General features: G+C 68.4%; 14 protein-coding genes. 11 read left to right on the top strand and 3 right to left on the bottom strand.

Translation table 11 applies throughout. The features are described 5' to 3' along the window. The first annotated feature begins 38 nt into the window (after window positions 1-38). From OHA10_RS23660 to OHA10_RS23625, 8 genes are all read left to right on the top strand, one after another. On the top strand, window positions 39-2,057 hold the full coding sequence (locus OHA10_RS23660; protein ID WP_371400948.1) for a DHA2 family efflux MFS transporter permease subunit: 2,019 nt from the start codon (window positions 39-41) through the stop codon (window positions 2,055-2,057). A 32-nt stretch (window positions 2,058-2,089) separates the two neighbouring features. Next, window positions 2,090-2,776: a Crp/Fnr family transcriptional regulator gene (locus OHA10_RS23655; protein WP_371400947.1), complete on the top strand. Its 687-nt coding sequence runs from the start codon at window positions 2,090-2,092 to the stop codon at window positions 2,774-2,776. Between the two features lie 112 nt (window positions 2,777-2,888). Further along, window positions 2,889-3,782, top strand: a complete 894-nt coding sequence (locus OHA10_RS23650; RefSeq protein ID WP_371400946.1) for an N-acyl homoserine lactonase family protein — start codon at window positions 2,889-2,891, stop codon at window positions 3,780-3,782. Then, window positions 3,779-4,207, top strand: a complete 429-nt coding sequence (locus tag OHA10_RS23645; RefSeq protein WP_371400945.1) for an SRPBCC family protein — start codon at window positions 3,779-3,781, stop codon at window positions 4,205-4,207. The genes OHA10_RS23650 and OHA10_RS23645 overlap by 4 nt, the downstream gene beginning before the upstream one ends. 91 nt (window positions 4,208-4,298) lie before the next feature. Further along, a complete protein-coding gene (locus tag OHA10_RS23640) occupies window positions 4,299-5,519 on the top strand; it encodes a sensor histidine kinase (protein WP_371400944.1) in 1,221 nt (406 codons plus the stop codon). After that, window positions 5,510-6,154 carry a response regulator gene (locus tag OHA10_RS23635; RefSeq protein WP_371407981.1) on the top strand — a complete coding sequence of 215 codons (645 nt, stop codon included), beginning with the start codon at window positions 5,510-5,512 and terminating at the stop codon, window positions 6,152-6,154. Before OHA10_RS23640 ends, OHA10_RS23635 begins: the two co-directional genes overlap by 10 nt. 17 nt (window positions 6,155-6,171) lie before the next feature. Next, a complete protein-coding gene (locus OHA10_RS23630) occupies window positions 6,172-7,047 on the top strand; it encodes an alpha/beta fold hydrolase (RefSeq protein WP_371400943.1) in 876 nt (291 codons plus the stop codon). 3 nt (window positions 7,048-7,050) lie between these two features. Beyond that, window positions 7,051-7,731 carry an IMP cyclohydrolase gene (locus tag OHA10_RS23625; RefSeq protein ID WP_371400942.1) on the top strand — a complete coding sequence of 227 codons (681 nt, stop codon included), beginning with the start codon at window positions 7,051-7,053 and terminating at the stop codon, window positions 7,729-7,731. Window positions 7,732-7,753: 22 nt separating this feature from the next. On the opposite strand, the gene OHA10_RS23620 is transcribed toward OHA10_RS23625, so the two are convergent. Continuing rightward, window positions 7,754-9,589 (bottom strand): long-chain fatty acid--CoA ligase, encoded by a 1,836-nt coding sequence (locus tag OHA10_RS23620; protein ID WP_371400941.1) that lies wholly within the window; start codon window positions 9,587-9,589, stop codon window positions 7,754-7,756. Window positions 9,590-9,697: 108 nt separating this feature from the next. Here OHA10_RS23620 and OHA10_RS23615 point away from each other — a divergent pair, with 108 nt between their 5' ends. After that, window positions 9,698-11,293, top strand: a complete 1,596-nt coding sequence (locus tag OHA10_RS23615) for a peptide-N4-asparagine amidase (protein ID WP_371400940.1) — start codon at window positions 9,698-9,700, stop codon at window positions 11,291-11,293. Between the two features lie 10 nt (window positions 11,294-11,303). On the opposite strand, the gene OHA10_RS23610 is transcribed toward OHA10_RS23615, so the two are convergent. After that, a complete protein-coding gene (locus tag OHA10_RS23610) occupies window positions 11,304-12,329 on the bottom strand; it encodes an aspartate-semialdehyde dehydrogenase (RefSeq protein WP_371400939.1) in 1,026 nt (341 codons plus the stop codon). A gap of 142 nt (window positions 12,330-12,471) precedes the next feature. Beyond that, on the bottom strand, window positions 12,472-12,657 hold the full coding sequence (locus OHA10_RS23605) for a tautomerase family protein (RefSeq protein ID WP_134097290.1): 186 nt from the start codon (window positions 12,655-12,657) through the stop codon (window positions 12,472-12,474). 589 nt (window positions 12,658-13,246) lie between these two features. Here OHA10_RS23605 and kduI point away from each other — a divergent pair. Both kduI and OHA10_RS23595 read left to right on the top strand, forming a co-directional pair. Then, complete coding sequence (gene kduI, locus OHA10_RS23600; RefSeq protein ID WP_371400938.1) at window positions 13,247-14,071, top strand: 5-dehydro-4-deoxy-D-glucuronate isomerase; 825 nt, start codon at window positions 13,247-13,249, stop codon at window positions 14,069-14,071. Further along, window positions 14,068-14,820: an SDR family oxidoreductase gene (locus OHA10_RS23595; protein ID WP_371400937.1), complete on the top strand. Its 753-nt coding sequence runs from the start codon at window positions 14,068-14,070 to the stop codon at window positions 14,818-14,820. The genes kduI and OHA10_RS23595 overlap by 4 nt, the downstream gene beginning before the upstream one ends. The last annotated feature ends 5 nt before the right edge of the window (window positions 14,821-14,825 follow it).

Genomic DNA, 14,825 nt, shown 5'->3' with positions numbered 1-14,825 from the left:
GTGGTCACAGGAAGTACGGAACTGGCTACATTCGGCTCATGGACACCGAGGCTCAGCCGGTCGGACGCCGTACCCGGAACGCGGTCGTGGTCGCGATCATGCTCGGAATGTTGCTCGCGGCCCTCGATCAGACGATCGTCGCGACCGCGCTGCCGACGATCGTCAGCGACCTCGGCGGGGCCAACCACCTGTCCTGGGTCGTCACGTCGTACCTGCTCGCCGAGACGATCATGACCGCGCTGATCGGCAAGTTCGGCGACCTGTACGGGCGCAAGCCGATGTTCCTGATCAGCGTGGTGCTGTTCCTGGCCGGCTCGGCGCTGTGCGGGATGGCGGACTCGATGCTGTGGCTGGTCGGCTCGCGCGCGATCCAGGGGCTCGGCGCCGGCGGCTTGATGGTGACCGCGATGGCGGTGATCGCGGACGTCGTACCGCTGAGCGAGCGCGGGAAGTACCAGGGCGTGATGGGCTCGGTCTTCGGTGTCTCGACGGTGGCCGGCCCACTGCTCGGCGGGCTGTTCGTCGATCATCTGAGCTGGCGGTGGGCGTTCTACGTGAACATCCCGCTCGGCATCGTCGTACTGATCGTCGCCTCGATCACGTTGCCGTCGGTGAAGGCGGCGGTCGGGCCGAAGATCGACTACCTCGGCATCCTGTTCATCGGCCTCGCCGCGACCGGGCTGACGCTGGTGACGACGTGGGGCGGCAACGAGCACGCCTGGACGTCGACCGTCATCATCTCGATGACGATCGGCTCGTTGGTTGCCCTCGGCCTCTTCATCCTGGTCGAACGACGAGCGGCGGAACCGTTGCTGCCGTTGCGATTGTTCCGGTCCGGGGTGTTCACGGTGTGCGCGGTGATGAGCTTCATCATCGGGTTCGCGATGCTCGGCGGGGTCACGTATCTGCCGACGTACCTGCAGTTCGTCCACGGCGCTTCGGCGACCGAGTCCGGGTTGCAGATGCTGCCGCTGGTGATGGGGCTGCTGGTCGCGTCGGTCGTGACCGGCCAGACCATCAGCAAGACCGGCCGCTACCGGCTGTTCCCGATCGTCGGCACGATCCTGATCGGTGTCGGGCTGTTCCTGCTGTCGCTGCTCGACAACACCACGTCCTATCCGGTGACAGCCGCTTATATGGTCGTTCTCGGCCTGGGTGTCGGGCTGTGCATGCCGGTCCCGACGGTCGTCGTCCAGAGCACCGTCGACTATGCGGACCTCGGCGTCGCGACGTCCGGGGTGAGCTTCCTGCGCACGATGGGCAGCTCGTTCGGGGTTGCCGTGTTCGGGTCCATCTACTCCCATCAGCTGCCGGTTCACCTGGCCGAGGCCGTCCGTGCGACCGGTGCGGATCCGCGGGTCGTGACGACGGTCGAGGGCGTGCGCAAGCTGCCCGAATCGATGCGATCAGCGGTGACAGCGGCGTACGCGGACTCCTTGCACACCGTGTTCCTGTGGGCGGTTCCGGTGGCGGCGCTCGGGTTCCTGACGGCCCTGCTGCTGAAGGAGGTCCCGCTCCGTGACAGCGCCCGGATGGCCGCGTCCGACGTCGGCGAGAACTTCGCGGCGCCCTCGTCGTTCGACTCCGAACACGAACTGCAGAAGCTCGCGGCCCTCGTCGTACAGCACCACAAGCGCAACCCCGCACCCGAGGTCCTGGCCGAGTCCGGGCTGCCGCTGAGCCACGCCCAGGCCTGGATGATCATGCGCGTCTTCCGCGGCGGCGCCGAGCGAGGCTCTGCCACGCTGGCCGAGATCACCGGCGACCTCCGAATGCCACCCGGCGTGCTGGAACCCCTGGCATCCCAGTTGGTTGCCGACGGCTACTTGTCCGAGACGTTGGGCCACTACCGCTTCACCACCCTCGGCCTGGAGATGTTCCAGCGTTTCGTCGGCGCCTTCCGCATCTGGATGCTCGACCGCCTGACCGACTGGGACCCCGACAACTCCGAAGCCTTCTCACTCGCCGTCGACCGCATCGCCGAACAGATGATCGACCAGGGCCAATCCCTCACCACCGGCAAACACGCGGCCCTGGCGACCACGAGTACTCAGTAGCTTCGCCGGTGTCGTTGGCCCATGCTTGGGGGGTGGTTGATGGGGACGTGTCGGCGGCTCTGGGGCGGAGCTTTCTCGGGGGGCTGCCGGGGGAGCTGGTCGAGCGGTTGCTGGTGACGGGTGATCGGATCGATTACCCGGCGGGTAGCACGCTGTATCGGGAGCGGTCGTCGCCGCGCGCGCTGCTGGTGGTGCGCGGGTTGCTGCGCGTCTACATGTCGTCGCCGGAAGGGCGGCAGGTGACGGTTCGGTACGCGCGGGGTGGCGACGTACTCGGGATCGCCGTTCTGGTCGCGGGTCCGGCCGATGTCGGCGTACAGACCTTGTCGGAATGCACGCTGTTCCGGATCGACGCCGGGCTGTTGACGACTGCCGCGCGTACCGACAGCCGCGTCGGATGGGCGATGGCAGAGGAGCTCAGTCGCCGGCTGTACGAGAACCTGCAGCAGACGGCGGTCAACGCCTTCGGCACCGTGCGACAGCGGGTAGCCGCGCACCTGCTCGACCTTGCGTCGACCCAGCAGAGTCCACGCGGCGAACTCGTCGCCCGGGTGTCCCAGCAGGACCTGGCGGATTCCGTCGGATCGGTCCGCGAGGTGGTTGCGCGGGTGCTGCGAGAGTTCCGGCTGGACCAGCTGGTCGCCACGTCCGCCGACAGGGTCCACATCCTCGATCCGACCGGGCTGCACGACCAGACCTGGAACCCGGACGACGCGTGACGCCGGTTACTCCGGCGGACAACAAAAGTCACAGACGCGGCCACTGGCTCCGGCGAAGACTGATGCCCTCGGCCCCGAATCCGTCGGGATCGATCGCACTTCAGGAGTTCAGATGTCCACCGAAGCAACCAGGTTGCCGGCCCGCACCGGCACCGGAGACCCGGTCCGCGCGGTGTCGGTGATCAGCACCGGCAGCGTCGAGATCCACCCCGAACACGCCCACGGTTCGAAGAAGCCGCTGTACTGGTGGCTGCTCACCTCCCGCCGTTGGCTGCCACCTCGCCCGATCAACGTGTACGTCGTCGAGCACGCGAACGGACTGGTGCTGTTCGACACCGGCCAGGACCGGGCCTCGGTGACCGATCCGTCGTACTTTCCGGGCGGGTTCAACCGCGTCGTGTACGACCGGCTGGCCAAGTTCCACATCGCCGAGAACGAGACGCTCGACGCGCAACTGGGCACCCTCGGGTACTCCGTTGCCGACGTCGACAAGGCGGTCATCTCGCACCTGCACCAGGACCACATCGGCGGGATCCCCCAGCTCGGCGGCAGCGAACTCCTGATCACGCCGACCGAATGGGCCCAGCTGTCCGGGTTCTCCCCCGAGGCGCGCGGCTTCCTGCGGACGCACATCGACGTACCGGGTGCGCGCTGGAAGCACATCAACTTCGCCGACACCGCTGTGCATCCGTTCACCGAGTCGTTCGACGTCATGGGCGACGGATCGATCGTCGTCCTTCCCACCCCCGGCCACACGCCCGGCTCGGTCTCCATGCTCGTACGTCGTCGCGACCTGCCACCGCTCCTCATGGTCGGCGACCTCACCTACGAGGCCGGTCTGCTCGGACGCCGCCAACTCCCGGGCGTCGGCGATCGCGGCGAACTCGCCCGCACGACCGACAAAGTCCTCGCCCTCGCCGAACAACTGCCGGGCCTGGTCGTCCTTCCCGCCCACGACCCGACCGCAGCGCAGCGCTTGGTCGACAGCTCGCGGCGGTCCCGATGAAGTTCACCAACACGATCACCATCGGACGTCCGCGGACAACGGTGTTCGCCTACCTGGCAAACCTCGAGAACCTCCCGCAGTGGAACTACGCCCTGGCCGAGACCCAGCAACTGACCCCCGGTCCACCCGGCGTCGGCACCCGCTACCGGCAGACCCGCACCATCCCTGTCCACGCGGTCGAGCCCCTCGAGATCATCGAGTTCACGCCCGACCAGAGGCTCACCGTCCAAGGCACCCTCAGCGGCCTCCCGGCCGTCCTCACCTATGTCCTAGAAGCGACAGACGGCGCCACTACTCTCACCAATACGGTCGACCTCCACCCGCCTCGCCCGTTGAACCTCCTCGCCCCCATCGCCTTGAGCCGGATCAAGTCCGCCGTGGCCGCGAACCTGACCGCGCTCAAGCAACTCCTGGAACAGTCATAGGTGGGGATAGGTACAGGGTGGTTGGGTAGGGAAACGCAATGGCGTGAAAGTTGGGAGGCGACAAGGTCGGAGTATGTCTACGGTTGGGGAAATGAGGGCGCGGCTCTTCACTCCGGTGCGGGCGCTAGCGACGATGCTCCTGTCGATCGCGGGAATCGTCGCCGCGGTCTTTGTGCTCCTCAGCAGCGTGCTCGTCCTGATCGGGATCGGGCGGTACGCCGTGCCGCCTGCCGTCTGGCTGCTGCGGACGGTGGCAGATGCCGCTCGCGGGCTGGCGCGGATGGCTGGAGTCTGGGTCGAGCGGCCGTACCGGGCCGAGCGCGGAGCGACCGCGCTCTTGAAGGCACGCAGTACCTGGCGGGATGTGCTCTGGGCCTTCATCGGCCCGGTCATCGGGACGTGGGCCACCGCGCTCGCCGTGGCGCTGCCGCTGGTCGGGGTGTACGGCGCTGTCGTGCAGCCGTTCGTGTGGCGGGCCAACGAGCGCGCGGGCGGGATCAACTCGTTCGGCCCCATCCACGTGACCTCGACGGCGACCGCACTCGCGGCGATCCCGGTCGGACTCGCGATGATCGCCGCCGGCCTGTACATCGGGCCGCCGCTGCTCACCCTGCGCGCCAGCTGGTCGGCCGACCTGCTCGGGCCTTCGCGAACCGCCGCGCTGGAGGAACGCGTCGAGACTCTCGTCGAGACCCGCGCCGACAGCGCCGGCGCCCAGGCCGCTGAGCTGCGCCGGATCGAACGCGATCTGCACGACGGCGCGCAGGCTCGCCTGGTCGCCCTGGGCATGAGCCTCAGCAATGCCGAGCGCCAGTTCGACGAGGATCCGGAGGCGGCTCGCAACCTGGTGATCGCGGCCCGCGAGGCGTCCTCCAAGGCGCTCGACGAATTGCGCGACCTCGTCCGCGGCGTACATCCACCCGTACTCGCTGACCGCGGTCTGGCCGACGCGATCCGCGCGCTGGCCCTCGATTCGCTGATCGAGGTCGAGGTCACGTCCGACTTACCAGGCCGGCCGTCGTTGCCGGTCGAGTCTGCCGTGTACTTCGCCGTGAACGAACTGCTCGCCAACGCGGCCAAGCACGCCCGTACAGCGACGACTGTGTCGATCACGCTGCAGCACGAGAACGGCGTACTGCGTTGTGAGGTCGCCGATGACGGCCCGGGTGGAGCGGATCCGATGAATGGGACCGGGCTGCGCGGTATCGAGAGCCGGCTGGCCATCTTCGACGGTACGGTCGAGGTCGACAGTCCGACCGGCGGTCCGACCCACGTCAAGCTGGAGGTGCCGTGCGCGATCCGATCCGGGTAGTGGTCGCCGAGGACCTGTTCCTGTTGCGCGACGGACTCGTCCGGACGCTGACCGAGCACGGGTTCACGGTTGTCGCCGCGGTCGACACCGGCCCATCGCTGCGGAAGGCGCTGGCGGACGAGCAGCCCGATATCGCGGTCGTCGACGTACGGCTGCCGCCGTCGTTCACCGACGAGGGCCTGCAGGTGGCGATCGAGGCGCGGCGGCAACGACCTGGGTTCCCGGTGCTCGTGTTGTCGCAGTACGTCGAGCAGCTCTATGCGCGCGAACTTCTTGCCGATGGCAACGGTGGGGTCGGTTATCTGTTGAAGGACAGGGTTTTCAACACCGAACAGTTCGTCGAGGCCGTGGAAACGGTCGCGGGCGGCGGTACGGCGATGGATCCGCAGGTCGTTGCCAAGCTCCTCAGCCGGGGCGACGCGCGCGGCCGGACCGCGGACCTGACTCCGCGCGAACGCGACGTACTCGAACTGATGGCGGCCGGCCGCTCCAATGCCGCGATCGGGCAGCAACTCACACTCTCGATCAGCGCCGTCACCAAACACATCGCGAGCATCTTCGCCAAGCTCGACCTGCCGGCGTCCGATGATGACAACCGGCGGGTGCTGGCCGTCCTCGCCTACCTGAACCGCTGACCCGTATCCTCGCAGCCATGTTGAGTGATGGAGTGCGGACGATCTCCGCGGGTGGGGTCGATCACTGGGTCCGGGTCGCGGGCGGCGGCAACGACGGGGCACCGCTGGTGCTGGTGCACGGCGGGCCGGGTGAGAGTTCGTACTCGATCGAGCGCTCCGTCGGTGACGCGGTCGCGGAGTTCGCGCCGGTCGTCTTCTACGACCAGCGCGGGTGCGGGCGCACGGCGCGTCCGTCGGACCCGAGCACCTACACGATGCCGCAACTGGTCGCCGATCTGGAAGAGTTGCGTACAGCGCTGGGCGTCGAGCGGATCGTGCCGTGGGGCGTCTCGTTCGGCTGCCTGCTCGCCGCGGAGTACGCCGTTGCCCACAGCAATCATGTGGACGGGCTGATCCTGCACGCTCCGCCGATCGTCGACCCGCTCCACCCCGGCCTGTGGACGATGCGCCCGGCCGCGGTCGACCCGATCCTCACACCGGACGAGCGGACTGCGCTCCGCGCCCAACTCGAGCCCCTCACCGACCCGATCGAGCGCACGGTCGCTGCCATCGGCGCCATCGCACAGAGCGAGAACGCGGCCGACTTCTTCTACTACGACCCGGCCAACATCCCCGCCGACGACCCCGACGCCCCGGAATCCAATCCGGAAATGGCAATGGCCCTGGTGGGCACCGAGCGCGCGGACCTGGTCGACGATCTGGCCGGCATCGAAGTACGCACTCTCATCCTCGCCGCGCTCTGGGACCGCCACGTCGGCTTCGACCTCCCCCGCGACCTCGCCACCCGCCTCCCGCGGTCCACCCTCGAGATCTTCGACCGCTCGGCCCACTCGATCCACGACGAGGAACCGGCGAAGTACGTCGAGTCGATCCGCAAGTTCCTGGGGCGCTGAGGCATGCGCTCACTCGGAGAATCAGTCGAGTACCCAGGCCGCGGGCTCGCGATCGGCCGCGACGCCGCCGGCGTGCCGTTCTTCACCTACTGGCTGACCGGCCGCTCACCCGCATCGCAGTCGCGCGAGCTCGTCGTCCACGACCGCGAGATCGTCGTCCGCGACACCTCAGGCGGCCCGACCGACGACCTACGCCACTACACCGCCGCCACCCGTGGCGACGACTGGGTCATAGTCGGCAACGGCACCCAGGTCAGCGACCTCACCGCACTCCGCTCCCAGCAACCCGACCTGCAACTCGCTCTCCGCCACCTGACCTACGAACCCGACCCGCCCATCCGCACGCCTCGCATCACCGCCGCAGCCACAATCACCGGCTCGGAACTCGACGAGGTAGTGATCGGCTCCGCGCGGGCGTACGACGGCGCACCCGAGCTGACCCAGCACCCGTCCCTCTACACATCCCAGGTCGCCCCCGCGACGGCAGTCACCACAACCACCTACTCCGGCACTGCGGCCCAGATCGTGACTGACGGCCACCCAGAGGTGGTCGCCGTCCCCTTCACCTGGTCCGACCTCACCGACCTCGTCTGGCGTTCATTGCAACCATCGCTCCGAGTCGCCGCCATCACCGTGCGCCTCGACACCCCCACCTTCGCCGAGGTCCGCTCGCAGCACAGGTGAAGTCCGCTGCGTTCGTAGACGGCTACTCGTACATCTTGTCGAGTACTTCGGCGTACTCGGTCTCGACGTACTTGCGTTTGAGTTTCAGGCTCGGCGTCATCTCGCCTGACTCGACGGTGAGATCCCGGTCGAGGATGGTGAACTTCTTGATGGTTTCCCAGCGGTTGAGGGTGGCGTTGAGTTCGTCGACGTAGCCCTGGACCATCGCCTGTGCCGCATCGGACGTGACGATCTCGGCGTACGGCTTGCCGCCCAGGCCGTTCGTGGCGGCCCACCCGACAACAGCGTCAGGGTCCAGCGTGACCAGCGCCGACACGAAGTTGCGCTTGTTGCCGTGGACGATGAACTGGCTCGCGTACGGGCAGATCGTCTTGAACCGGCCCTCGATCACCTGCGGCGCGACGTACTTCCCGCCCGACGTCTTGAACAGGTCCTTCTTCCGGTCGGTGATGAACAGGTACTCGTCCTCGAAGTGCCCGATGTCGCCGGTATGGAACCACCCGTCGGCGTCGAGTACTTCGGCCGTCTGCGCCGGCTGGTTGTGGTAGCCGCTCATCACGCCGTCGCCCTTGATCAGGATCTCGCCGTCCTCGGCGATCTTGAACTGCGTCCCGGGGAACGCCGGCCCGACACTGCCCAGCCGGTACTGCGTCGGCCGGTTCAACGTCGAACCCGCCGACGTCTCGGACAGCCCGTACCCCTCGAGGATCAGCAACCCGGCCGCGTGGAACCACTCGGCCAGCGTCTTGTCCAGCGCCGCCGAACCTGACACGAGGAACCGGATCCGCCCGCCGAACCGCGCCCGGATCTTCGACAGCACCAGTCGATCCGCTGCCGCGAACTGCGCCGCCAGCAGACCCGACGGCTCCCGCCCGGCCTGCCGCAGAGCGGAGACCTTCGCACCGACCCCGAACGCCCAGTCGAACATCCGCGCCCGCGCCCCGCCCTCGGACTGGATCATCGTCCGGATCCGCGCGTGCGCCTTCTCGAAGATCCGCGGCGCCGCCGCCATGAACGTCGGCTGTACGACGGCCGCGTTGTCGACGATCTTGTCGATCCGCCCGTCCACCGCGGTCGCGAACCCGATCTGGCACTGTACGGCGACCAGCACCTGACCGAACACGTGCGACAACGGCAGCCAGAGGAACTGCAGGTCGTCCGGCGACAGCACCCGCATCCCCTCGACCGCGGCGCCTTCGTATGTCCACGCCGAGTGCGGCAACCGCACGCCCTTCGGCCGGCCCGTCGTACCGGAGGTGTAGATCAGGGTGCACAGATCGTCCGGCTTGATCGCCGCGATCCGCTCGTCGACCGCGGCCGGGTGCTCGGCCAGGTACTCGTCGCCGCGCGCGTCGAGGTCGCCGAGCGAGATCACCCAGTCGCCGTCGCTCTCCAGCGGCGCACCGTCGATCAGCACGACCTTGCGCAGCGACGGCGTCTCGGACCGGTGCTCGCGAAGCTTGTCGACCTGCCCCGCGTCCTCGGCGAACACCAGCTGTACGTCGGCATCGGCGACGATGAACGCCTCGTCGGACGAGATCGTGGTCGGGTAGATCGTGGTCGTGGCAGCGGCCGCGAGGACGGCGGCCAGGTAGCACTCGATCCACTCGATCCGGGTGCTGGACGCGATCGCGATCCGCTGCTCCGGCTCGACGCCGAGCGCGATCAGCCCGGCCGCGCGCCGGCGGGCAAGCTCCTCGGTCTCCCGCCAGGTCACCGACGTCCACTGCTCCCCACGGGGGAACCGGAACGCCTCCCGCGCCGGGGTCGCCTCGACCCGCTCCAGGAACATCTGCGCCATCGTGTCCTTGCGGTTGCTGAGAAGAGCGAGCTGGCCGGAATCGGCGACAGGCTTCATAACTGGCCTCCCATGGGGGTCAAGTAACCGGAGGGTAATCGCAAGCGACTGGTCCTGACCATGGCACTCGCTTGCCCGCATGCACCTTCTCCATTACGTTTCCGCAACATGCGCATACGGTCGGTGGCCTTCGTCTCACTATCCGTCCTGCTGGTCTGTCTGGCAGCCCCGGCCCGGGCCGCATCGCCACCGAGTGAGTTCGGTTCGGACTATGACGATCCTCGCACCCCGGCGCCGGCGGTCAGCGTTCCGCACACCAAACACTGCGAAGTGCAGATCGTCCGCAACCAGTTCAGGAACTTCGACCCGTACCAGTCGACCTACACACCGCCGTCCGCCTGCCAAGGCCCCTGGTCCAAGGTCGTACTGCGGATGCACGGCGAGGTGAAGGGCGTCCAGTACGACCGTCTCGGCCACCTCACCATCGGCGGCGTCGGCGTCTTCCGCACGTCCACCCCGGAGCCGAGCACCGACGGCATCGCCTGGAACGTCGAGAAGGACGTCAGCGAATACATCCCCTTGCTCCGTACGCCGCAACCGGTCGTGATGGAGCTCGGTAACGTCGTCGACGACACGTACACCGGTGTCCTCGACGTCACCGTCACGCTCGACTTCTACCTGACCGACCGCCACACCCCGGCCGCCCTGACCGCGAACGCAGTACTCCCGCTGCAGAATCAGACCCGCCAAGACTCCGACCTGATCGGTACGGCGACTCTGCCGCGCAACACGACCCGTCTGCTCGGGGAGATCTACGTCACGGGATCCGGCGGCGGTTGCGAGGAGTTCTGGGACACGTCCGCGCCGGCCGGGACCGGATACTCCTGCCCGGACGGATCGCCGTACCGGGAGGTCGATGTGTCGATCGACGGGAAGCTCGCCGGGATCGCGCTGCCGTACCCGTACATCTACACGGGCGGCTGGTCGAACCCGTACTCCTGGCGTCCGTCCCCCGCACCGCGGGCGTTCGACATCAAACCCTTGACCTACGACCTCACGCCGTTCGCCGGAATGCTCACCGACGGCAAGCCGCACGAGTTCCGCGTCCACGTCGACGGCGTACCGGCTGGTCAGTCCGGCTGGTTCGCGGTCCCGAACCTGCACGTGTGGACGGATGCGCATCGCAGTCAGACCCGCGGCGCGCTCACGTCGTACGCCGTCAGCGCACTCGCCAAGACCGACGACGTCACCGGCGCGCCGAACGAAGCCGGATCCGTGAGCACCAGAGCCTCACGCAGCCTGAACATCAGCGGGTACGTCGATACGTCAGCCGGCCGGATCCGTACGACGGTCGTGCGCTCCCTGAGCAACGTCTCCAAGCACACCTGGGAGGCCGGCGAGTCGCGCGACAGCCTCGACGCGAACTGGCGGGACACGTCGACGACGATCCGCAACGGCCGCGCCGAGCGGACCGACCTCGACTACGGCAAGAACGGCGTCCTCAGTTTCTTGCCCAACGCAACGATCCCCGGCGGGTACGACGTGATCACCGACCTCAGGATCCACGACACGATCCGCACGACGGGTCGCACGACCACGGAGACGTACGACGGCCGAGCGTCCTGGATCTATGGCGTACCGCGGGACCAGCGCCACGCGACCGGCACGCAGACCGTCCGCTTCCGGGCCCTCGGCCCCGGCTGCTTCGACCACACGCTGACAGCCGTCAACGGCGTGTACACAAAGGACCTCTACCGCTGCTGACGCGACCGCATCACCGCCGGGCGAGGAGCTCGGCGATCTGTACGGCGTTGAGGGCGGCGCCCTTGCGGAGGTTGTCGTTCGAGACGAACAGGACGAGGCCGCGGTTGTCCGGCACGGACTGGTCCTGGCGGATGCGGCCGACGTACGACGGGTCCTGGCCGGCTGCGAGCAGCGGGGTCGGGAGGTCCGTGACGGCCACGCCGGGCGCGGCGCCGAGGAGCTCGGTGGCGCGTTCGGGCGTGATCGGCTCGGCGAACTCGGCGTGGATGCTGAGCGAGTGGCCGGTGAAGACCGGCACCCGGACGCAGGTGCCGGCGACCGGGAGGTCCGGGATGTGCAGGATCTTGCGGCTCTCGTTGCGGAGCTTCTGCTCCTCGTCGGTCTCACCGGTGCCATCGGCAACGATCGACCCGGCGAGCGGGAGCACGTTGAAGGCGATCGGCCCGGCGTACACCTTGGGCTCGGGGAGGGTGATGCCCTCGGTGCCCCGGGCAAGCTTCCCGCCGACCTCGGCCAGCGCCCGGGCCTGGTCCTCGAGCTCGCTCACACCGACGCCGCCGGAGCCGGACACGGCCTGGTACGTCGAGACCACGAGTCGCGTCAGCCGCGCCGCCCGGTGCAGCGGGGCGAGGACCGGCATCGCTGCCATCGTGGTGCAGTTCGGGTTCGCGACGATGCCTTTGGGCAGGTTGTCGAGATCGCCCGGGTTCACCTCGGAGACCACGAGCGGTACGTCGGGATCCATTCGCCAGGCGGACGAGTTGTCCACGACAACCGCCCCTGCCGCGGCAACCTTCGGTGCAAGCTCCTTCGACGCCGTCTTCCCGTTGGAGAACAACGCCAACTCGAGCCCGGAGAAGTCGGCCGTCGCGGAGTCCTCCACCACGACGTCCTTCTCCCCGAACGGCAGCGTCTTCCCCGCCGAGCGGGCCGAGGCGAAGTACCGCACCTCGTCCACCGGGAAGTTGCGCTCGACCAGCAACTCCCGCATCACGCCGCCGACCTGACCCGTAGCACCGAAAACACCTACTCGCATGCCTTGCAGAGTAGTAGGTCGGCGGCGTGGGGGCGCCGCAGTTTCAGAGACCGGACTCGCGCCACTGACCAACCTCCGGCGGCACACCGACGTCGCGCCTGCGCGGCGCGCATCGGGGAGCGCCGGCGGAGGTTGATCAGTGTCAGACGTCCGCGGCCAGGGTGCCGCCGTTGGCTACATCCGTCTTCTCGATCTCTTGGAAGACGATGCGGACGGACTCGCGCTTGGCGCCGAGGATGGCGATGGCGGAGTCGGTCACGGCGGCGACGAACTCGCGGCGCTGGTCCAGGGTGCGGCCGGAGAGGAGTTCGACGGTGATGTTCGGCATGGTTCTCCTGAGGGGTTGAGGGTGGGGCCAGTGTTTCAGGACAGGACCGCGGCGGGGCGGCCGTCTCGTCCGGGTCGGTGTCGACCGAGTCGACGAGTTCGTCGGCCTCCGTGCGGTTCTCCGGCAGCAGCAGGCCGAGGCCGACGTACACCACCAGGGAAGTTGCCGGCGGCAACGCGACGACCAGGGTCTGATCGGTGGCGCCGACGCCGTACTTGACGACGGCCCACGTGATCAGCCCGATCGCCCACGACGCCGGCGCGACGCGTGATCCGCCGCCGCATCGGTCAGCCGGCGCACGCGAGGCACCAGCACCGGCGCGAGATCCCGCGTGATCACCGACGAGATCGCGTTCGCGTCGCCACCATCGCCATCGTGTGCGAGAAGAACCCCGCCGGCACCATCAACACGAAGTACGCGACCAGGACTGTCCAGTCCAGAGTGATCATGGGGATCCTCCCAGGGGCGATGGGGTGACCGACTGGACGGTTCCACGGACCAGAACACAGTGTCAAGAGATGGAACCCGGAACAACTCCAGCCCCAGTTCCAGGCTTGACGGCAGGTTCCATGACATAGAACCTAGTTCCGTGACTCTGCAGATCAGGCACGCCACCCATCCCGAGCAGCTGCCCGGTTTCGACACCGCCGCGCTGCGGCGCCACTACCTGGTGGACGACCTCTTCGTTCCGGACGCGATCACCGCGGTGCTCACCCACCACGACCGGATCGTGCTCGCCGGCGCCTGTCCCGCGAGCGGCCCGCTGAAGCTCGGCAGCTATCCCGAGCTGCGCAGCGAGTACTTCCTCGAGCGTCGCGAGGCCGGCATCGTCAACGTCGGCGGGCCCGGCACGGTCACCGCGGACGGCACGAAGTACGAGCTGACCACCGGCGCCTGCCTGTACGTCGGACGCGGCGTCCGCGAGGTTGTCTTCGAGGGAAGCGACGCCGCGTTCTACGTCTTCTCCGCGCCCGCGCACACCGCGTTCCCGACCGCACAGGTCAACCCCGGTGAAGGCAACCGGCTCGAGCTCGGCGATCAGCAGACCGCGAATCGCCGCACGATCGACCAGTACATCCACGCGGACGGCGTGCAGAGCTGCCAGGTCGTGCTCGGCGTGACCACGCTGCACGCGGGCAGCACCTGGAACACCATGCCCGCCCACACCCACGACCGCCGTACCGAGTGCTACCTGTACTTCGGCCTGCCCGAGACCGAGCGGATCGTCCACCTCCTCGGCGAGCCTGACGAGACCCGGCACCTGCTGGTCGCGGATCGGCAGGCGATCATCTCGCCGAGCTGGTCGATCCACTCCGGCTGCGGCACATCGTCGTACAGCTTCGTCTGGGCGATGGCCGGCGAGAACCAGGCGTTCGGCGACATGGACGGCGTCGACGTCCGGGACCTGCGGTGACGTTCAGCCTCGACGGGCGTACTGCGCTCGTGACCGGCGCGCGGCGTGGGATCGGCGCGGCCATCGCCGCGGGGTACGCCGCGGCCGGCGCCGAGCTGATCCTGATGGCTCGGAACGCGGCGCTCGAGGACACCCTCGAGGCGATCAAGCAGAACGGCGGCCGCGAGGCGACCGTGGTGATCGCCGACTTCGGGGACCCGGCCGCGGTCGAGGCGGCAGCCGTCGAACTGGCCAGGGACCGGCACATCGACATCCTGGTCAACAACGCCGGCACGATCCGGCGCGCCCCGGCGGCCGAGACCACGACCACGGACTGGCAGCACGTGATCGACGTGAACCTCAATTCCACCTGGGCCGTCACCCGCCCGATCGGGGCGGCGATGGCGGAGCGCCGTACGGGGAAGATCGTCACGATCGCCTCGCTGTTGAGCTTCCAGGGCGGGATCACGGTTCCGGCCTACACTGCGAGCAAGCACGCGGTGGCGGGACTGACCCGGGCGCTGGCCAACGAGTGGGGTCCGGCCGGGGTTCAGGTGAACGCGATCGCGCCCGGATACATCAGCACCGACAACACCACCGAGCTGCGTGCGGACCCGGCCCGCGAGGCCGCGATCCGGGAGCGCATCCCGGCCGGTCGCTGGGGGCGGCCGGAGGACGTCGTCGGCGCGGCGGTGTTCCTCGCGTCGGCGGCCGCGGACTACGTCAACGGGCACGTGCTCGCGGTCGACGGCGGCTGGCTCGCCAGATAGGAGTG

Origin of the sequence: Kribbella sp. NBC_00662 (assembly GCF_041430295.1) — a bacterium.
GTDB lineage: Bacteria > Actinomycetota > Actinomycetes > Propionibacteriales > Kribbellaceae > Kribbella.
The sequence above is the reverse complement of the archived record's forward strand: the minus strand, read 5'-3'. Positions and strand labels throughout refer to the sequence as shown.

Coding starts and splice junctions, on each gene's coding strand:
- OHA10_RS23620 (WP_371400941.1), bottom strand. CDS start 9,589: ATGAAGCCTGTCGCCGATTCCGGCCAGCTCGCTCTTCTCAGCAACCGC.
- OHA10_RS23615 (WP_371400940.1), top strand. CDS start 9,698: ATGCGCATACGGTCGGTGGCCTTCGTCTCACTATCCGTCCTGCTGGTC.
- OHA10_RS23610 (WP_371400939.1), bottom strand. CDS start 12,329: ATGCGAGTAGGTGTTTTCGGTGCTACGGGTCAGGTCGGCGGCGTGATG.
- OHA10_RS23605 (WP_134097290.1), bottom strand. CDS start 12,657: ATGCCGAACATCACCGTCGAACTCCTCTCCGGCCGCACCCTGGACCAG.
- OHA10_RS23630 (WP_371400943.1), top strand. CDS start 6,172: ATGTTGAGTGATGGAGTGCGGACGATCTCCGCGGGTGGGGTCGATCAC.
- OHA10_RS23660 (WP_371400948.1), top strand. CDS start 39: ATGGACACCGAGGCTCAGCCGGTCGGACGCCGTACCCGGAACGCGGTC.
- OHA10_RS23650 (WP_371400946.1), top strand. CDS start 2,889: ATGTCCACCGAAGCAACCAGGTTGCCGGCCCGCACCGGCACCGGAGAC.
- OHA10_RS23625 (WP_371400942.1), top strand. CDS start 7,051: ATGCGCTCACTCGGAGAATCAGTCGAGTACCCAGGCCGCGGGCTCGCG.
- OHA10_RS23640 (WP_371400944.1), top strand. CDS start 4,299: ATGAGGGCGCGGCTCTTCACTCCGGTGCGGGCGCTAGCGACGATGCTC.
- OHA10_RS23645 (WP_371400945.1), top strand. CDS start 3,779: ATGAAGTTCACCAACACGATCACCATCGGACGTCCGCGGACAACGGTG.